General features: G+C 62.5%; 20 protein-coding genes. 11 read left to right on the forward strand and 9 right to left on the reverse strand.

Features of this window, described 5'->3' with window-relative positions:
* Window positions 1–44 precede the first annotated feature (44 nt).
* Window positions 45–407, forward strand: a complete 363-nt coding sequence (locus AC1DXU_RS04195; protein WP_477364729.1) for a GFA family protein — start codon at window positions 45–47, stop codon at window positions 405–407.
* 162 nt (window positions 408–569) lie between these two features.
* Window positions 570–1,382, forward strand: a complete 813-nt coding sequence (locus AC1DXU_RS04200) for an oxidoreductase (protein WP_477364732.1) — start codon at window positions 570–572, stop codon at window positions 1,380–1,382.
* Window positions 1,383–1,699: 317 nt separating this feature from the next.
* Here the strand turns inward: AC1DXU_RS04200 and AC1DXU_RS04205 are convergent, their stop codons facing one another.
* Window positions 1,700–2,305 (reverse strand): NADPH-dependent FMN reductase, encoded by a 606-nt coding sequence (locus AC1DXU_RS04205; RefSeq protein ID WP_477364735.1) that lies wholly within the window; start codon window positions 2,303–2,305, stop codon window positions 1,700–1,702.
* A 90-nt stretch (window positions 2,306–2,395) separates the two neighbouring features.
* On the opposite strand from AC1DXU_RS04205, the gene AC1DXU_RS04210 reads away from it, so the two are divergent.
* Complete coding sequence (locus tag AC1DXU_RS04210; RefSeq protein WP_477312791.1) at window positions 2,396–2,764, forward strand: winged helix-turn-helix transcriptional regulator; 369 nt, start codon at window positions 2,396–2,398, stop codon at window positions 2,762–2,764.
* Window positions 2,765–2,813: 49 nt separating this feature from the next.
* On the opposite strand, the gene AC1DXU_RS04215 is transcribed toward AC1DXU_RS04210, so the two are convergent.
* Entirely contained in the window at window positions 2,814–3,161 is a 348-nt protein-coding gene (locus AC1DXU_RS04215) for a hypothetical protein (protein WP_477364738.1), read from the reverse strand.
* A gap of 101 nt (window positions 3,162–3,262) precedes the next feature.
* Window positions 3,263–3,658 (reverse strand): acyl-CoA thioesterase, encoded by a 396-nt coding sequence (locus AC1DXU_RS04220; RefSeq protein ID WP_477245391.1) that lies wholly within the window; start codon window positions 3,656–3,658, stop codon window positions 3,263–3,265.
* Between the two features lie 213 nt (window positions 3,659–3,871).
* On the opposite strand from AC1DXU_RS04220, the gene AC1DXU_RS04225 reads away from it, so the two are divergent.
* Genes AC1DXU_RS04225 through AC1DXU_RS04235 form a run of 3 tightly spaced genes read left to right on the forward strand, consistent with a single transcriptional unit; the run spans window position 3,872 to window position 7,610 of the window.
* Window positions 3,872–5,488 carry a GMC family oxidoreductase gene (locus AC1DXU_RS04225; protein WP_477364740.1) on the forward strand — a complete coding sequence of 539 codons (1,617 nt, stop codon included), beginning with the start codon at window positions 3,872–3,874 and terminating at the stop codon, window positions 5,486–5,488.
* Window positions 5,485–6,696, forward strand: a complete 1,212-nt coding sequence (locus AC1DXU_RS04230; protein WP_477312797.1) for a mandelate racemase/muconate lactonizing enzyme family protein — start codon at window positions 5,485–5,487, stop codon at window positions 6,694–6,696. Before AC1DXU_RS04225 ends, AC1DXU_RS04230 begins: the two co-directional genes overlap by 4 nt.
* The gene (locus AC1DXU_RS04235; protein WP_477312799.1) at window positions 6,693–7,610 is read left to right on the forward strand and encodes an NAD(P)-dependent oxidoreductase; all 918 of its coding nucleotides are present in this window, start codon (window positions 6,693–6,695) and stop codon (window positions 7,608–7,610) included. The genes AC1DXU_RS04230 and AC1DXU_RS04235 overlap by 4 nt, the downstream gene beginning before the upstream one ends.
* A gap of 92 nt (window positions 7,611–7,702) precedes the next feature.
* On the opposite strand, the gene AC1DXU_RS04240 is transcribed toward AC1DXU_RS04235, so the two are convergent.
* On the reverse strand, window positions 7,703–8,641 hold the full coding sequence (locus tag AC1DXU_RS04240) for a diacylglycerol/lipid kinase family protein (RefSeq protein WP_477312801.1): 939 nt from the start codon (window positions 8,639–8,641) through the stop codon (window positions 7,703–7,705).
* 712 nt (window positions 8,642–9,353) lie between these two features.
* Here AC1DXU_RS04240 and AC1DXU_RS04245 point away from each other — a divergent pair.
* From AC1DXU_RS04245 to AC1DXU_RS04255, 3 genes are all read left to right on the forward strand, one after another.
* Window positions 9,354–9,788: a hypothetical protein gene (locus AC1DXU_RS04245; RefSeq protein WP_477364743.1), complete on the forward strand. Its 435-nt coding sequence runs from the start codon at window positions 9,354–9,356 to the stop codon at window positions 9,786–9,788.
* A gap of 5 nt (window positions 9,789–9,793) precedes the next feature.
* Window positions 9,794–10,924 carry a hypothetical protein gene (locus AC1DXU_RS04250; protein WP_477364746.1) on the forward strand — a complete coding sequence of 377 codons (1,131 nt, stop codon included), beginning with the start codon at window positions 9,794–9,796 and terminating at the stop codon, window positions 10,922–10,924.
* 136 nt (window positions 10,925–11,060) lie between these two features.
* A complete protein-coding gene (locus AC1DXU_RS04255; RefSeq protein WP_477364748.1) occupies window positions 11,061–11,582 on the forward strand; it encodes a hypothetical protein in 522 nt (173 codons plus the stop codon).
* 13 nt (window positions 11,583–11,595) lie between these two features.
* On the opposite strand, the gene AC1DXU_RS04260 is transcribed toward AC1DXU_RS04255, so the two are convergent.
* The 3 genes from AC1DXU_RS04260 to AC1DXU_RS04270 form a co-directional block, all read right to left on the reverse strand.
* Window positions 11,596–12,222, reverse strand: a complete 627-nt coding sequence (locus AC1DXU_RS04260; RefSeq protein ID WP_477364751.1) for a hypothetical protein — start codon at window positions 12,220–12,222, stop codon at window positions 11,596–11,598.
* Between the two features lie 18 nt (window positions 12,223–12,240).
* Window positions 12,241–13,863: an FAD-binding oxidoreductase gene (locus AC1DXU_RS04265; protein ID WP_477364754.1), complete on the reverse strand. Its 1,623-nt coding sequence runs from the start codon at window positions 13,861–13,863 to the stop codon at window positions 12,241–12,243.
* Window positions 13,864–14,040: 177 nt separating this feature from the next.
* Window positions 14,041–14,283, reverse strand: coding sequence for a DUF1344 domain-containing protein (locus AC1DXU_RS04270; protein WP_477312813.1), 243 nt, complete (start codon window positions 14,281–14,283; stop codon window positions 14,041–14,043).
* A gap of 439 nt (window positions 14,284–14,722) precedes the next feature.
* On the opposite strand from AC1DXU_RS04270, the gene AC1DXU_RS04275 reads away from it, so the two are divergent.
* Entirely contained in the window at window positions 14,723–15,217 is a 495-nt protein-coding gene (locus tag AC1DXU_RS04275) for a YegJ family protein (protein WP_477364757.1), read from the forward strand.
* Between the two features lie 13 nt (window positions 15,218–15,230).
* Here the strand turns inward: AC1DXU_RS04275 and AC1DXU_RS04280 are convergent, their stop codons facing one another.
* Together AC1DXU_RS04280 and AC1DXU_RS04285 are read right to left on the reverse strand one after the other, a co-directional pair.
* Window positions 15,231–16,199: a DUF3137 domain-containing protein gene (locus tag AC1DXU_RS04280; protein ID WP_477364760.1), complete on the reverse strand. Its 969-nt coding sequence runs from the start codon at window positions 16,197–16,199 to the stop codon at window positions 15,231–15,233.
* 54 nt (window positions 16,200–16,253) lie between these two features.
* Window positions 16,254–17,294 carry a CapA family protein gene (locus AC1DXU_RS04285; RefSeq protein WP_477364763.1) on the reverse strand — a complete coding sequence of 347 codons (1,041 nt, stop codon included), beginning with the start codon at window positions 17,292–17,294 and terminating at the stop codon, window positions 16,254–16,256.
* A gap of 160 nt (window positions 17,295–17,454) precedes the next feature.
* On the opposite strand from AC1DXU_RS04285, the gene AC1DXU_RS04290 reads away from it, so the two are divergent.
* Window positions 17,455–18,708 carry a hypothetical protein gene (locus AC1DXU_RS04290; RefSeq protein ID WP_477364766.1) on the forward strand — a complete coding sequence of 418 codons (1,254 nt, stop codon included), beginning with the start codon at window positions 17,455–17,457 and terminating at the stop codon, window positions 18,706–18,708.
* Window positions 18,709–18,765 lie beyond the last annotated feature (57 nt).

Here is an 18,765-nt window from a genome sequence, read left to right on the forward strand (position 1 = left end):
AGACCAACGCAGCCCCCCGGCTCAATCTCACGGATCTAGGCCCGATGTCCACGACCGATCACATGCCTCTCCTAGGCTCCTGCGAATGCGGCGCTTGTTCATTTGAAGTGCACGCCGCGCCAAAGGGACGGTTCAGATGTCACTGCCATGTCTGCCAAGGTTTCACGGGCAAGCCCTTCTCTGACGTCGTCGTGGTGGCCGCAAAAAATGTTGTGCTGAACAACGCCGCCAACATCTCCTTCGCCAAGTATCGTCCGCCGCCGAACTTCAACCGAGGCAAATGCCTGACCTGCGGCAAGCCCGTGGTGGAAGTAGCCGGTCTTGGGTCGTTCAAGGTGATGTTCATCCCGGTCGACAACCTGCAGCCGACCGTCCCTCTGCCCCCCGTCCGGGCAGATGTCTTCTAACACCGTCGCGTGCAGGACATGCATGACCATGTCCCAAATTATCGCGGCTACTGGCCGAGCCAGTTGGCGATCACGCGGACGATCATCGGCAGCCTGTGAACCCTACCAACCTTACCAACCTCCACTGCCCGCGGGCAAGTGAGCGAACCGAAAGACTAGAAAATGAGCAAGAATGACAAAGCTGTTGCGCTGGTGACCGGCGCATCTTCGGGCATTGGCTTGGTGACCGCCAGGGCCCTAGTGAAAGCGGGCTATCGTGTGTTCGGCACTAGCCGCAAGGCCGTTGCTGACCGCGATGGGATCACCATGCTGGTCTGCGACGTCACCGACGATGCAGCGGTACAGAACCTAGTCGCCGAAATCGTGCGGCGCGCCGGACGCGTCGACGTCGTCGTCAACAATGCCGGAATTGGTATGCTGGGCAGCGCCGAGGAGTCCTCCATCGGCCAGGCGCAGCGATTGTTCGATGTCAACGTTTTTGGCGTCGCCCGGGTCATCAACGCCGTGCTGCCCGTGATGCGTCGCCAGAAGAGTGGCCGGATCGTCAACATGAGTTCTATCCTGGGCCTGATCCCTTCACCGTTCAACGCCTATTACGCATCGACCAAGCATGCCATCGAGGGCTACTCGGAGTCGCTGGACCACGAAGTGCGGGCCTTCGGCATCCGCGTTGTCATGGTCGAGCCAGGCGTAACGCGCACCGCCTTCGAGGAAAACCTGACGCGTGCAGACCAACCCATCGATGTGTACAGAGACGGGCGCCTCCGCAGCGAGAAGCTTATGCGCAAGTGGGTGGAGACGGGCGACGATCCACAAGTGGTGGCCGACGCCGTAGTGAAGGCCGCGACCGCCGCTAAGCCCAAGCTGCGCTATCCTGCGGGACCGCAGGCGCGTCAGACCAGCATACTGCGCCGTTTCATGCCGCAGAGCATCGTTGACCGCATACTCCACCACTACAACGGCTTCACCGGCTGACACGGCCAGGCGCGCCTTGGCAGCTCGCCCTAAAAATCTCAACTTACCCCTGTGGGACTGCGTGGCTGTGAACGTCCGATTTCAGAATTCCGAGCCTTGAACCTGCCAGTCCGCTTCCGGCCACTGCGGTCATTCGAGAAATGGCGGTGAATGACCCGGTCTGGCGCAAAGTGGACGGGTTCGACTATCGATCTGTGGGCGATCAAGCGACCACGATCCCAAGACATCAACACGACAGGCAGGCGCGGCACGCAAAACTGAAAAGGGCGGCGCAAGCGCCGCCCGATATCCTTGGGAGAATAATTCGACTTGACGGCTCAGGCCGCCTTGACTTCCTCGGCAACGGCGTCGGCCTGACGCGCGGCCTTCAGCACTCTCGCCCACCAGGCAATGTCGTTGACAAGCGCTGCGGCGGCCTGGTTCAGGTGCTCGAAATCATCGAGCTTCTTGTCGCCCTGCTTGACGGCGAGGTAGTCGCCCCAGGCGATATGGACCGCCGACTTGACCGGCGCCATCTGCAACTCGACGGCATGAAGACGGAGCTGCTCGACAGCACGCGCGCCACCGACACTGCCATAGCCGACGAAGCCGGCCGGCTTCTTGTTCCATTCATTGGCGGCGTAGTCGATGGCGTTCTTCAGCACGGCGGTCGGGCCATGGTTGTATTCGGCGGCGGTGAAGATGAAGCCGTCGAAGCTGGCGACCTTCTTCTGCCAGCGCTTTGCCACTTCGTTCTGCGACGGTGCCCAGGCGGAGGATGCAACCTCGTCGAAGAAGGGCAGCGGGAAGTCCCTGAGATCGACGACTTCCACGTCAATGTCGGCGTGCGACTTGGCGATCTTGGCGATCCACTCGGCGGGTACATCGGCGAAGCGCGCGGCGCGGGTCGAACCGACGACGATGGCGATTTTGGGTTTGGACATAAGGGGCTCTCCTAGCGGGTATCTCTGGTATCATTTAGATACCTGAGCTATATGAGATACTGCCAAGTTGAAGCGCAAGGAGGCACCTTTTTGTTACCTAGGCACCCACACCGCACCGAGGACTGTCGCGCCATCTCGGAAATCCTGCAGCGCGTCGGCGACAAATGGACCGTTCTGGTCGTCGGCAAACTGGGCGACGGACCGCTGCGCTTCAATGAATTGCGGGCCGCCGTCGGCGGCATTTCGCAGAAGATGCTGACCACCACTTTGCGCGGTCTGGAGCGCGACGGTTTCGTCACCCGCACCGTGTTTCCAACCATCCCGCCGCGTGTCGACTACGAGCTGACGCAGCTTGGATGTGACCTGCTGGTGCCGGTCGGCGCACTCGGCGAATGGGCCCGCAACAACACCGATCGCGTCAAGGCGGCGCGGGCGAAATTCGATGGGATTCATGCCTGAAATCCTTGCGCTGCAAGGGTTTTCGGGCGGCACATAGTATAGATTAATCCTACGGCTGCATCTGCAGTCCGGTCCGCAGACGGCTTTCGATCCGCTTCGATTTCGAATCCCGGCTGACCACCTTGCCGTCGATGATGCAGCTCGCTGCGCCAGCGCAGTGGCTCGTGGTCATCGCAGCGCTGTCGCATGGCGGCACGACGCAGATTTCGCACCTGGCCGCTTGCTGTTCGAGGGGGCGGTTTTCGGAGGCGCAGCCGACCTCGGAATCGTCCTGCTTGACCTCTTCATAAGCAGTCGCGGCCAGCAGGCAGAACAAGCCTGCAAGCGCGCCTGCCAATGCGCCGTTCAGCAATCGTTGACGCATTGTCTTCTCCCAGGTCCGCTCGGACACGGTCACGAAAACTTGCGAACGCGACTATGAAAGACGTCACACAGGATTGCTGTTTGCATGCGAAGGCCGAGAGCGGCTTGGCTGTCTGATCTTAAGCTAACGGCCGATCAGCTCTCGGCCGGAACCGCCTTCGGCTTGCCCTCGCCGTCCAGCGCCACCATGACGAAATCGGCATGGGTGACCTTCTCCATCAGGTCGGAGAGGTAACGCTGCGCCCAGGCCTCGACCTTCAGCGTCATCGAGGTACGGCCGACGCGTTCGACATGCGTGTAGATACACAGCGTGTCGCCGATCTTCATCGCTTTCGCAAAAGACATTTCCTTCACCGCCGCTGTCACCACGCGGCCCTTGGCGCGCTCGGCGGCGCGGATGCCGCAGGCCAGATCCATCTGCGCCATCACCCAGCCGCCGAAAATGTCGCCCGCCGCATTGGCGTCCGAAGGCATGGCCAGCGTGCGCAGCGTCAGATCGCCGATCGGCCGTCCCTCAGCGTACTGCACCATGCGGAAATCCCCTTGCGATCGACAGTTCCAAGTCACGTATCGGCATGCCGCCGACGCGTCAACGCGCTCAACATGCCGGAAGTATCGGTTAAGGCGAAAAGCGCGTCTCCCAAGCAGTCGCTTTTTTCACAGCCGATGCCGGATGGCACGGCGACTTTGGAAGCCTGCGGCGTCTAGGCTGTAGCCTGGAATTCCGGAGCCGCCCAACCCATCATGCAGACTTATGACTTCATCATCGTCGGCTCCGGCTCGGCCGGTTCGGTTTTGGCGGAAAAACTGTCGGCCTCCGGCCGCTTCTCGGTGCTGGTGCTGGAAGCCGGAGGCACCGACCAGCGCTTCTATGTGCAGATGCCACTCGGCTACGGCAAGACCTTCTTCGATCCAGCGGTCAACTGGAACTACAAGCCGGAGCCGGACCCCGGCCTCGGCGGCAATGTCGACCACTGGCCTCGCGGCAAACTGCTTGGCGGCTCAAGCTCGATCAATGCCATGGTCTGGATCAGGGGGGCGCGCGAGGATTTCGACGATTGGCGCGATGCAGGCAATCCCGGCTGGGGTTACGACGATCTGTTGCCCGCCTTCAAGGCGCTAGAGGACAATCAGGCCGGCGCCGACAGATGGCGCGGCACCGGTGGGCCGCTGCACATCACCGACACGACCAACGCCGTCCATCCGCTGACCAGCCGTTATCTCGCCGCCGGCCAGCAGGCCGGCCTGCCGCTCAATCCAGACTTCAACGGCGCCGCCCAGGAAGGTGTCGGCACCTACCAGATCACCACCAGGAACGGCCGCCGTATGTCCGCGGCGCGGGCCTTCCTGCGGCCGGCGATGAAGCGCAAAAATGTTCGCGTCGAGATGAATGCGCTGGCGACCAGAATTCTGTTTCAGGGCAAACGCGCCGTCGGCATCGAATATCTGCAGAACGGCGAGACGAAGACCGCCCGCGCCGGTCGTGAAGTGATCCTTTCAGGCGGCTCGATCAACTCGCCGCAACTGCTGCAGTTGTCCGGCATTGGCCCCCAGGCGCTGCTCGGCAGCCTCGGCATACCCGTCGTCCACGCCAACGAGAATGTCGGGGCGAACCTGCAGGACCATGTTGGCATCAACTACACCTTCAAGGGCAAGGTGCCGACGCTCAACCAGATCCTGCGGCCATGGTGGGGCAAGTTGCTGGTCGGCATGCAATACATCCTGACCCGTTCCGGTCCACTGTCGCTGTCGATGAACCATGCCGGCGGCTTCTTCCGCACCGACCCGGCGGCGACGCGGCCCAACATGCAGCTCTATTTCCAGGCCTTTTCGACCCTCATTCCGAAAAGCGGCGAGCGGCCGATCCTGACGCCCGATCCGTGGCCGGGCTTTTCCATCGGCCTGTCCAACTGCCGGCCGTCGAGCCGTGGCGAGATCATGATCCGCTCCAGCAACCCGCGCGACTATCCCAAGATCGTCGCCAATGCCTATTCGACGAACGCCGATGTCGAAGAGATGCTGGCGGCGGTGAAGTTCGTGCGCAAGATCGCCTCGATGCCTGCGATGGCCGAAATCATCGAGGAAGAGGTTTTGCCGGGTCCTTCGATCACATCGGACGCCGATCTGATCCAGGATTTCAGGAAGCGTTCCGGCACCGTCTACCATCCGGTGTCGACCTGCCGCATGGGACCTGATCCCGCGCGCGCCGTAGTCGACCCGCGGCTGAAAGTGCACGGTCTGGAAGGCCTGCGCGTCATTGACGCCTCGATCTTTCCCGACAACATCACCGGTAACACCAACGCCGCCTCTATCCTGACCGGATGGAAGGGCGCCGAACTGGTCCTGGAGGATCAAAAATGAAAATCACCGACGTCAAGACCTGGGTTGTCGGCAACCCGCCGCCCGGCATCGGGGGCAAGTATTTCATCTTCGTCAAGCTGACCACCGATGGCGGTGTCGTCGGCTATGGTGAGGCCTACAACGCTACCTTCTCCGCCCATGTCACCGCCAAAATGGTCGAGGACATGGCCGAGCGCTATCTCCTGGGACGCGACCCGCACGACATCGAAAACTTCTTCCGCCGCGCCTATTCCTCCGGCTTCACCCAGCGCCCTGACGTTTCCGGCATGGGCTGTTTTTCGGCGCTGGAAATGGCCTGCTGGGACATTATCGGCAAGGAGGCCAACAAGCCGGTCTACAAATTGCTTGGCGGCCAGGTGCACGAGACACTGCGCTCCTACACCTACCTCTACCCACACACTGGTAGCGTCCATTCCGAGGATGCGCACGGCAAGAACGTCTACAACGACCCCGACCTCGCCGCCGCCTGTGCTCTCGAATATGTGGAGCAGGGTTTTACTGCGGTCAAGCTCGACCCGGCCGGCCCCTACACCGCTTTTGACGGCCACCAGCCGCGCCTCATCGACATCGACCTCTCCACCCGAATGATCAAGGCGATCCGCGAAGCGGTCGGCACAAGAGCCGATATCCTGTTCGGCACCCACGGCCAGTTCACTGCTTCAGGCGCATTGCGTATGGCCCGCGCCATCGAACCCTACGACCCCCTCTGGTTTGAGGAGCCGGTGCCGCCGGACATGCCCGAAGTGATGGCGCAGGTGGCCCGCGGCACGTCGATCCCGATCGCCACCGGAGAGCGGCTGACGACCAAGTTCGAATTCGCCCGCGTCATCGAGAACCGGGCGGCCACCATCCTGCAGCCCGATCTCGGCCGCTCCGGCGGTATTCTCGAGACCAAGAAGATCGCCGCCATGGCCGAGGCCTACCACATCCAGGTCGCCCCGCACTGTTATTGCGGGCCGATCGTCGGCGCCGCCAACATCCAGCTGGCGGTGACCTTGCCCAACTTCCTGATCCTGGAATCGCTGAAACAGTGGGATGGCTTTCACGCGACGCTGCTGAAGAAGAAGATCGAGTGGCAGGACGGCAATGTCATTCCGTCGAAGGAGCCGGGCCTTGGCGTCGAGCTCAACGAAGCCGTCTGCGACGCGCATCCCTACACCGGCAAGGAACTACATCTGCAGATGATGCAGACGCCGTTGATGCCGTGAGCGAAAACTACGCTTTCATCGGCCTTGGCCATCTCGGCGGCAACCTCGCCGCCAGCCTGGTCCGCAACGGCTTTGCCGTCACCGTCTTCGACCGCGACCCCACCGCCGTCGAGCGACTCATCGCGCTCGGCGCCAGCGCTGCCGACAGCCCGGCCGAGGCGGCAGCACGGGCCGGCAATGCCATCACTTGCCTGCCCTCGCCCAAGGTGAGCGAAGCGGTGCTCGCCGGCCCCAGCGGGTTGCTCGAAGGCCTGCCCCAGGGCGGCACCTGGATCGAGATGTCGACCAACGGCCGCGACGAGATATTGCGGCTCGCAGCGTTGGCTTCGGCAAGTGGCATCGAGACGCTCGAATGCCCGGTCACCGGTGGCGTGCATCTGGCGGCGGTCGGCAAGATCACCGCGCTGGTCGGTGGCGATGCGGCGCTCTACGAACGCCACCGGCCGGCCATCGAGGCGATGTGCGCAAAATCGTTTCTGATGGGGCCGGTCGGCTCGGCAGCGGTGATCAAGGTCATCACCAACATGCTGGCCTTCATCCATCTGGTCGCGGCCGGCGAAGCGCTGATGCTGGCCAAGCAAGGCGGGCTCGACCTCGCCCAATCCTACCACGCCATCGTTGCGTCCTCCGGCAACAGCTTCGTCCACGAGACCGAAAGCCAGCTGGTGCTGAACGGCTCCTATGACATCGGCTTCACCATGGACCTGGCGCTGAAGGACCTCGGCTTTGCGCTCGGCATGGGCGAGAAATTCGGCGTGCCGCTCGACCTTGCATCACGCGTCAACGCGATTTTCGAGCAGGGCAAGTCCGCCTATGGCGGCGGCGCCTGGTCGACCCAGATCGTCAAGCTGCTCGAAGATGCGGTCGGCACCGACCTGCGCGCACCCGGTTTTCCGGCCAAGCTGGAAATCTGAGGCGACTAAATTTTACAAGCGATTTCAGCGAATTGGGCGGCTGGTCGGAATCAAGCCCGCAACTGCCTGAATCAATCCCTTAACGTCTTGGTTCAATATCTGAGCGTCAGCGCGCCGGGCAGGATCTCAAAGGTGGCCGGTATGCGCCCCGGCGACTCACCGTCTATGTCGACCAGCGCGCCGTTCTTTTCCACATCGCCCAGCGGTTCGACAACCACTTTCTTGCCACGCAAGATTGTGATCGCCGGATGGTTACGATGCCGGCCGCCGTAAAGCAGGCGGATGTCCCAGATCAGCTTCAGCTTGCCCGCTGCCCGCAGGATGACGATGTCGAACTGGCCGTCGTCCAGTTCGGCGTCGGGCGCGATCATCATGCCGCCGCCGAAGAACTTTCCATTGGCCACCGCCACCAGTGCCATGCGCGCTTCCACCGGGGTGCCGTCGTCCACCGTGATCCTGACGTCCTGGAAGCGGTAGCGGATAAACTCGACCACGGTGCGCCACAGGAACAGCGCCTTGGCCGACATCTTGCCCTTGCGCTTGTCGGCATTGACCGCGCGATCGGTGGCACCGGACAAGCCCAGGCTGGCGATGTTGATGAAGTGGCGGCTGGCCAGCGCGCCATGATCGTCGATGTAGCAGATGCGCCCGGCATCGACCGTGCGGGCCTTGGACTCGGCGATCTGCTTCAGCGTCGCGTCGACGTCGCGCGGCAGGCCGAGCCCGCGGGCAAAATCGATGCCGGTGCCGCAAGGCAAAAGGCCAAGCTCGGTCGTCCGGCCGCTTTCGGCAGACGCCTGCAGCAGCCCATCGGCCACTTCGCTGGCGGTGCCGTCGCCGCCAGCCGCGATCACCAGGTCGAAGCCGGTTGCCGCCAGATCGAGCGCCAGCCGTTCGGCATCGCCTTCGGCTTGCGTCTCACGCAGTTCGAAATCGCCAAAGTGCTTTTTCAGCGAAGCGGCGACCTCCGGCCAATGCCGCTTCAGCCGGCCGCCGCCGGCAATCGGATTGAGAATGACCCCGACCTTCAAGCACACCCTCCCCAGGGAGATCGAAGACGCTTGCGCCTCGAATCCTTTGCCGGCATTGAAGACCGCGCCGGACTGCGGGGCAAGATCGAATGTCCTGAGCATACCACAAATGACAGGACCCGCCTGTCCGCCGGGTGCGGCCGAAAAATCGCTCCGCTGCCTGGAACAGTCCCCGATAATCCCGCTATCCACAGGCTCGCGCCAGTATCGCAAACCACTTCCCCGGCGTACGTTAAACCCATCTCAGGCGGCTACCGATCGCCACGCCGAAAGGCAAAGCGAAAAGGCGGATTTCCTGAGGCCCGTACGGCCCGGAGCGAAAGCAGGCTTGCCTGTTCGAGGGACGGATGCCGAGACCTACGGGGCCGCGGAAAGCGTGCGAACGCCAACGGCGGACCGATGCTGCCATGAAGGACGGCAAAAACCTTCGATGGCGCGCTGGGCGAAGCTCGCAAGGGTGGAGATCGGCGTGGTCTGGAACGGGCACTGCCCTCGGGTGGTGACTGGCAGGACCGTCAAAATCAAGGCCGGCAAGGCGCGATGACTTTACGGAAGTTGCTGCCGCGACCGGGTCCTGATCTGACAGGGAGGCGCTGGGAGAAATCCCGGCGCCGACTGTCTTTCTGGCCATCCCCCACAACCTGTCGTGGTGCCGCTTCACCCTGCGGCAGAATCGGCTACTATCCTCGCGTCGCTTGAAGGGGGATACTTCATGACGCTGATCCAGAAGCTTGCAGTCGCCTATGCTTTGCTGTTCTTCGGCGTTGTCGCCATCGGCTATATACCGGCCTTCAACGACGCCAACGGCAATCTGTTCGGCCTGTTCTCCTTGCAATGGTACGACGACCTGCTGCACGCCTTCTCCGGCGTCTGGGCGCTGGCTGCCGCCTTCATCTCGCACCGCCAGGCGGTGTTTTATTTCAAGCTGTTCGGCTCGGTCTATCTGTTCGACGGCGTGCTCGGCCTGATCACCGGTTCCGGCTGCCTCGACGCCGGTATCTTCATCAACGGCTTCCGCTCCCTCAACGACATCGAATTCCCGGCCCGCTTCTTCGCCAACCTGCCGCACCTCGTCATTGGCGGTTTTGCCGTCTATGTCGGCTTCTGGCTGTCGAAGCGCATATACGACCACTTCGCCGCGGCCTGACCGGAATGTTCCTGTTCCGCTGGCTGAAGCGCATCATCAAGACGATCCTCTGGCTGATCGTCATTGTCATCCTCATCCCGATCGCCGGGCTGAGCTATGGCTTCCTGACCACGCCGTCGCTGGACACCGCACCGCTGGCAGGCATCGCCGATGGCGCGCCACCGAAGGCGCTGGCCGACAAGGTCCGCGCCGAGATCCCCGGCTACCAGCGGCCGGAGGAATCGACCTACCTCACCTATCCCGAATGGTCGATCGTCTATGCCGCCCGCGGCTATGCCGGCTTCGTCGACAAGAACCAGCCGAGCGGCTTCCCCTACTTCGCATATGTCGGCCGCTTCTGGCAGGACTACGCGATGGTGATCCGGGCCAGCGCGAACTACAAATTCAACTTCGATAACCATCAGATGCTGGTCGTCATCGGCACCAGCCACACGATCGAGCATGCCCTGCAATGGGCCTACGAAAACACGGTCGGCCGCATCACAGAGGCGACCGCCGGCAAGCGCACCGCAGCCGACATCTACCAGGCCAAGGTGGCCGGCGAATACGCGAGCTTTCTCGATCAGGTGCCGTGGTACCAGTTTCCCTATGCCGAAAAACGCGCCGGTCTTTTCGCCGTGCAGCCGGCGCCGGGCGACAGCGGGGTACGCACCAGCGAACGCAAGCTCGCCTTCGGCCTCGCCGACACGATCAAGCAAGCCTATGCCGACCTGATCACCAAGGCACTCGCCGCCACCTCCGACCCGGCCCTGCTCGACATCCATGTCTGGGCCAAGGGCCCGGTCGGCGAAGCGACACGGGACGAACCCGATACCCTGCTCGAGCGCGACTTCGGCGCCGACGGCACGGTCTTCGTCACCAAGCGCTACCAGGCGTTCACTGAGATGATCCCGCGGCTGATCGACAAGGGCGTCTCCTTCGTCGAGATCGGCGGTAATGACGAGATCATCGTCAGCGTGCTGTCCGCCAGCGAGGTCGCCGTGCCGGAAGGTGCCCGCATCTTGTTCAGCTATCCGCTTCCGGCCGAGCCGGCCACGCGCCGCACCGGCCTGACCGTCGCCGTGCGCAAGCTGCATCTGGTGCTACCGGCACTGATCAAGGCAGGCGCCAGGCTCGAACACGTCTACGATTACTGAGGTTTTTCGGTCACAGCCGATAGCCCTTGGGCGTCCTGCTGCGCTTCGTCTTGCTCATTCCTTGATTGCGGCCAAAATCCCGCCTTGTTCGGCAGCGATGGGTCGTCTGGGGGAGGCAATTCGAAGGGACAAGACCGTGATCAAGACCGCCCTTGTCGCCATGACCATCGTCGGCTGCGACTGCGACGCCAAGCTTTGCGAATATATTGGCGAAACGCCGGCCAAATGGGCGACCATCGCCGACTGCCAGGCCGCGATGAAGAGCCAGATACTGCACCAGAAAAATTTCAACTACCCGCTGGTCTCCGGCATTTGCCGCACGAAGGGCTCGTCGTCCACCTCGCAACTGGCCGCTACCGCATCGCGCCCAGAGCTGAAGCCTGTCAGCAAGGTCGTCAGGGTTGAAAGCCCGCTGCCGCCAGAACTAAGCCATCGGCCGAGCGTCCCCGTCGGCTCGCCGACGACCGCCATGGACGCGGCCGCCGCCCGGCCCGTTGCCTACGAGCAAGTGGTCGATGGCGGAACCGGCGTGCTCTATCGCACGAAAAACGGCTACGCCGTGGTCAAGACCGACCTTGGCCGCGCCGCGTCAGCGACTGTGGGCATCGCAAAGCGGTCGGCGAACTGGCTGGCGGGGTTGATGCCGGACGGGCTGTAGGCTCGACTGGGCTCTAAAGCTTGATCTGCAGGCTCTGCCAAAATCTGTCGATCAGCGGCCCTTCGGCCTTGGCGTTTTCAGCGCCAAGGCGCGTCACCACGATGACGCCCCGGTCGGCCGCGCCGAAGCTCAGCACCTCGTAGTCAGCGCTGTCGGTCCGCGTTTTGACCGTGCCACGGATGCCGGTCATCTCCCTGCCATCGGCAAGCTTGCGCGTTGTCGGCTCCTGGGTGAGCGTCGCCCCCGCCTGCACCGAGTCCTTGGTCATCTCCTGCAGCATCAGCTGGTTGAGCGACACCGGGTTCATCGTCGAATATTCCTGCAGGATCACGATCGTTCCCAGCGCCGACGCCATCAGATACTGGGTGATGTGCTCATCCAGATCGGTCTTGCCGACCGGGACGTCGCTTGGATGGACGAAGGAAAAATTGTCGCCCGAAAAGGTGGCGAAGTCGTTGCGCTGCAGCGTCGCCCTGGCCTTCTTGCCATCCGGCAAGGTGACGTCGACGCTCTCGCCGGCATCGATATCGACGGCGACGCCGTCGATCGTCAGCTTGAACGCCTTGAGGTCTTCCGATCCTGCCGCGCCGCAGCAAAGCGCTACAACAGCCAGTGCCATCGCCGCTGATCTCATTCGCATCGCCGCTCCAGTCGTCTGCTATGCCACGCCGCTCAGCGCTTTGATCGCACGATAGAAGGTCGAGGAAAACAGCTCCGTCGGATCATATTGCCGCTTGCTGGCGAGGAACGCAGGCAATTCCGGATAGGACGCCAGCAATTCCGCGGCCGTGTAATGCAATTGGTAGGGCAGGAAGAACCGCCCGCCATGCCTGATCGTCACGTCGATCAGCGCCCGCGTCAGCGCCCGCATCCTGGCATTGCCGTCGGCGTCGGTGGGCTGGTTGATGTAGAGCACCAGCGAATAGGCCGGCTCCGGCGCATAGGTCAGTGCCACATCTTCCTTGTGGACGATACGCACCGAAGCGTTGAGCACCGGCAATGTCTGGTTGCGCAGGATCTCACGCGCTTCGCCGATGAACTCGATATAGGCAGCACGCGGGATGAAATACTCGTGCAGTATGTCGGTCTCGTCCATCAAATCGTTGAACAGATAGGGCACGGAATCGTGCATCGGGTTGTTGCGTGTGACCAGGCAGGCCTCGCCCTGCGCCACCGCTGTCGTGCGCGCCACCGTGCAGCTCTCGAATTTCGGCTCCAGCGTCTTTTCGGTGAACCATTTCAGCTCCTGGAACAGGGCGCCCTTCTTCGCCAGGTTCATGATCACCCGCTTCAGGCCGACGCCATCAGGTTCGCCAATCGCCGGCTGGTCGGCCGGCGGCTGGTCGGCCACCTTGTCATAGCGGTAGACGATCATGTCCTCGAGGAAATTGCCCGGCGCCGTCGACAGATGGCCGTAGAACAGGCCGATATCCTTGTTCGGCTCCAGCACCTCGGCGAAGTATCTCGGAAAATCGTCCGACTTGATGATTTCGCGGCTCGTCCGGTAGACGGCGTTGTCGACAATGTCGAGCGTTGCCTCGAGCACCACGCCGAACAGGCCGTAGCCGCCGACGACATGGCGAAACAGCTCGACATTCTCGGTCGGCGAACAAATCGTCACCGACCCGTCGGCCAGCATCACCCGCATCGAGCGGATCGAGCCGGCGACCGAGCCGGCCTGATGGTCCATGCCATGCGCATTGACCGACAGCGAACCGCCAACCGAAAAAATGTCGGTAGACTGCATCGCCTTCACCGCAAAGTGCGGATGCAAAAGGTTCTGGATGTCATGCCAGCGCGCGCCGGGCTGCAAGGTCATGGTCTTTGCAGCGGCGTCCACCGTAACCTTGTTGAACTTGCGCATGTCGAGGACCAGCGCATTGTCGTCGAAGGCGTGGCCGCCCATCGAATGGCGAATGGCGGCCAGCGACACTTTCAGACCATTGGCGCGGGCAAAGGCCAGCGCCTTGACGATGTGCTCTTCCTCGCTCACCTCGACCACACCGTAGACCGGTGTCATCGACAGCCCGCTGGCATCGTTGATGTCGCCGCCTTTGCTGAGCCATGGCAGCGAAGAGTCGTAGGCCGGCGCGTTCGACAGCGGCTTCAGCGGCAGGGCGATGCCGTCTATATCGGCAATGCGTCCGGCATTCTTCTGCCCCGACGGACCGCGCGCCAGCCGCGCCACGGTGGTCCCGCCCCACAGCACAGCACCGCCGACCACGGCAGCACCAAGCAGCAGCCGCCGAGACAGGCGAAACCCTTTTTTCTCTTCGACCATGCCCCACCCCGCTGCCTCAGGGATAGCGCGCGGCTTTGGCAAAAACCATAGCGGGGCACGGCGAAACCGCAGCGCGGCTGCATCAAAAGCGGCCGGCCCCGGACGGGACCGACCACTCCTGGGACAGGGGCATTGTTAAAAAAGTTCCTGGCAGCAGGCTGCTGCCGACGATAATTTCTACGAAGCTTTTTCGATCGACGTGACCAGCCCGGTCTTGTCGTCGACTGTCACCGCCACCTTGGCGCCGATCTTCAGTTTTTCGATCGCCGCTTCCGGCGGCAGCTGGTAGATCTTGCCGTCGTCAAGCGTGATCGACTTGGTTGTCGGATCGACCGCCTGGATGGTGCCTTGAACGGTCGCGGCATAGGCGGTGCCAACAAAGGCGAGCATGGCGGCGGTGGTCACAAGGATTTTCTTCATCGGTAAGTACTCCGTTTCAGTTTGCCGGGACCGCCGCCTCCTGGAAGCGACAGCCACCGAACACCCCAAAGCTGGTACGGAAAGCGACCTGCCGCAAATCACGTTGAGTGAATTTCGCAAACAGAATCAGCCGCTTAATTCTGACACATTGTTTTTGCCAGCGCGACTTCCGGCCGTTTCGGCTCCTCGGCAAGAGCGCTTCTTCCCGCGAAAAGAGTCACTTGGCCGATCGTGGCGGGCGGCTTTCGGCCATCACGCAGCCGCCGCAATCCAACTCTGTCGGCATCACGAAACAGACTCCTGGCCAGTTTCTCGGTACAAGTTTTGTTTCATGGATGAGGCCAAACCACCACCCCGAAGCGGATGCAACTCGCGCCCCGGTTGCAAATCGGGGGTGGATGCAGGATGGTGACGACCATTACGATGAAGGGGGCCTTCCATGAAGCTTGCAGTCCGGATCATGATATCCTTGGTGCTGGCGCTTGCTCCGGGGTTGGCCAGCGCACAGGGTGCGGATTCGGGTGACGACAAAACGATTGCCTTCACTCGTGACGACCCCGACATGGCGGCAGCGACTGCGAAGGCGCTCGCCAGCCTGGACGAATTCCTGGCTTTGTCCGCGGCTCCTCCCTCCGGCACGGACAGGTTCAAATTGAAGGTCAAGGTGCGCGACGGGAACGTCACCGAACACTTCTGGGTCATACCGTTCCGCCGCACCGAGAGCGGATTTGTCGGCATATTGGCGAACCAGCCGGAGGAAGTGCACAACGTCGTTCTCGGCCAGAACATAGAATTCACCAGGGGCGATATTTCCGACTGGGGATACACAAGCGGCGGGCGTCAGATCGGCAGCTTCACCGTCTGCGTAATGTTCAAGAAAATGTCGAAGGAAGAGGCAGACTACATGCGCGACAAATACGGCTTCGACTGCTGACGGCGCGGCCCGGCTAACCCGCGTCGTCCTTCGCGCCGATCTTGCGGACCAGCGCCACCGTCGCCAGCATCGCGCCCATGTCGGCGATCATCGGCGCGACATGGGTCTTGTAGTCGAGCGGCACCGAGATGGCGGGCAGCTCGAAGAAATTCTTCGTCTGCGGCAACAGCAGAAAACCGTCGCTGCCGTTGAGCGCCACCCGCGCCGGATCATCGGGCCATGTTTCGTGCAGCCATTTCAGCGCCTGCGCCAGCCGGCCAGTCACCAGCGGTCTGGCTGCTTCGATATTGTCGGTGCGGAATTCGTAGGCAGCATCGAGCGCCGCGTCGCCGGATGACAATTCCTGCATCTTCGCTGTGAATATGCTGCGGAAGAAACCGACGACCGCATTGGCCCGCCGCGCCGCCACCAAAGTCCCCGGGAACGTCTCGATGGTGTCGAAGGCGACGATGACGCCTTTGAATGTTGTCGACGAGCCTTTGCCCGTGCTTGCGCGCAGCTCTGCCTCGTAGAGCTCGAACGGAAATTCCTCGTAGCGGCCGGACACGATGTCGTCGAAGGCTTGGCGGTTGAAAGGACCGACCACGGCGCGTGGCAATCGGTCGAAGGAATTCGGCGTCACTCCTTGCTGATAGCGCACATCTCTGATGAAGCTGAAGATGATCGGCAACAGCGTGTCGCGGAACGATTGCTGCAGCCGCGTCGCCGGTTTGATCGCTAGGAAATAAAGCAGGAGCGCCGCGAAGAAACCGACGACATAGAGGAACACGTGCGGTGTCGAGAACCACTGCTCGTTGGCGTCGGCGACCTTGTTGAACAGCCAGGCCACCAGCACGACAAAGACCAGCAGCGGCCCCAAAAACGCCGGCACCCGCCAGCGCACATTGCGGTAGGCCGACGCCCGTCCGGCCTCATAGGCCTCGATATTTTTCCTGATGCCAGCGATCACCGCTTCGCTCGGCATGAAATCTGCTGTTTCCATCGCCCCCTCGCAAGCTTGAATGTACCCATGATAGCCGCTTTTGCGGGAAAGTCGTCAGCCGCCAAAGATCGCTTTCAACCGACCCTCGACCTTGCCACGGAGCCGGCCCTGCAGCGCCTCCACCGGCACCAGCCGCTCATGATTACCGGCGCGCAGCCGCATGAAAGGGTGCAGCCCGTAGGCTGCGATGGCGCCACGCATGCCGAGATCGGCACTGATATCGGCGACGAAAATGCAACCGATGCGGCCGGGCCATGGCTGGCGGGCGAGCGCCGTGCCGAGAAAGTCGCCAAGCCCATAGGCGATGAGCGTCTTGCCTAGCCGCTCCACCGGCTGCACGACATGGGCATGATGGCCGGCGATCAGGCCCACCCCATGCCCGGCCATCAGCCTGGCCAGCGCCCGTGTTGCCGGCCGCGGAAAATGCCGGAACTCCCAGTCCCAATGCGGCACGGCGCAGACGATATCGACGCCCTTGGCCGCATCGCGCGGCCATCGCGCCGGGTCGCCTTGCATCGAAACGCGGCCGGCAAACAAAGCCGCATCGGCATTGCGCCACAGTGTGAAGGCGGCAAAGCCGATGGTGAGCGGCCCAACCGCAAGCCGCGCGACCGGACCTTTGGCAGTGGTGCCGATGCTGCGGATACCGAGGCGCTTCAGCGCCGCAACCGTCTCGTCAAAGCCCGCCACGCCCTGGTCGAACACATGGTTGTTGGCCAGCGACAGCACGAGCTTCCTGTGTGGGATGCCGACGGCCGCCAGCGCGTCTGCAAGAAATCGCTCGGTCATCGCATGATGTGTGCCGAGCCGCGTGCCGGCGACAACGCTTGGTCGTTCCACGACCGGGCTTTCGCAATTGCCGATCACCAGATCGGCGGAATCAAGTAGCGTTGCGATGGCCGGGTCGCATTCGGGCGCGGCACGATTGGCAACCGCCGAGATATCGCCGACGAAGGCCAGCCGCACCGTCCGCGCCGGCGGCGGTTCGATCATGGTTGCGGCCGTCGGCGCAAAGCCATCGATAGCGCCGCCGAGCGACGGCTTCAGGAAGCGCGGCAGCCACGACAGTTTATAGGAGAGCGGATAGTTCGACACGCAATGCCCAATCGTTTGCCTTGTGTAGACTGTCTGCTGGGATGGTTGAAGCGTCGACTCTTGGCCAATTGAAATACAGGCCCGCATCGTATCAGGACCGACAGGCGCGGCGCAGCAGATGCGTGTATGGTTGCTGCGGAACAGCCATCGGAGGACCAAGATGACACGACTCGCAACCCTGCTGGCATCCGCGCTTGTTCTGCTGCTGCCGCTGTCTTCAGCCAACGCCGCGGCGCCCGAAGCAGCAAGCGCGCTGTTCGAGGCGAAAACCGTGGCAGAGCGCAACACCGCGCTCGCCACGCTCGAAGCCGCGGCATCGGCCGATCCGGCCTCAGCCTATGCCGCCGGCGCCGGCGAATTCTTCACCGCGCTGGAGATCCTCGCCGGTGGCCTGCACCGCCACGGTTTCGACAGCCCGCAATCCTTCATGCTGCCGCTGATGCGGCTGCCCGTGCCGGACAATCCCAATCCCGAACCGCTGACCTACGAGCAGTTTCGCGCTATCCTGGTCGCCTTCCGCGACCGGCTGGAGAAATCCGCAGCGACGCTGGGCTCTGTGCCGGCCGATGTCGATATTGGCATGGTCATCGACCTCACCCATGTCGGCGTCGACCTGGACGAGGATGGCAACATCACGCCGCAGGAAAGTCTCGCGGCAATCATGGCTGCGCTTTCGAACAACAGCGGCGATGCGCCGGATGCCACCCCGCTCATTTTCCGCTTCGACCGCGCCGACGGTTTCTGGCTGCAAGGCTATGCCGAGTTTCTGATGGCGCAGGCGGATTTCTGGCTGGCGCATGATTTCAAAAACACTTTCGACGGTTCGTTCCACATGCTGTTCCCGCGCGCCAGGCTGCCGCTGCAGGATATTCTCGTGCCGCCGGACGGCGGCATGGGCGGCGGCATCCTCACCTCGGAATGGCGCCTGGCCGATTTCATCTCGCTGGTGCATCTCATCAACTGGCCGGTGGTCGAGCCCGAGCGCCGACAAGCGGCTAGCCGCCATCTGCTGGAAATGATCCGGCTGTCGCGCGAAGACTGGAAAGCGATCCGCGCCGAGACCGACAATGATCGCGAATGGCTGCCCGGCCCGCAGCAGAAAGGCACCAACCGGCTCACCGGCCTCGAAGTCGGCGAGGAGCAGGTCCAGGCCTGGCTCGCCACCTTGACCATGGCCGAGGATCTGCTCGAAGGCCGCACCTTGCTGCCGCATTTCCGCATCACCGGCAAAGGCATCAACATGAAGCGCTTCTTCGACGAACCGAAAAACTTCGACCTCGTGCTGTCGATCACCGGCCCAGCAATCGCGCCCTATCTCGAAAGCGGAAAGATCCTCACCAGCGAGGAATTCAACCAGATCCAGCGCCAGTTCGGCGGCGGCGGGTTTCTGACGTTTGCGTTGTGGTTCAACTGAGGGAAGAACGCGGTTCAGGCGACACATGCTGCTGACACCCTTGTGTCAGCAGCATGG

Source organism: Mesorhizobium sp. P3_A10, from assembly GCF_056403175.1.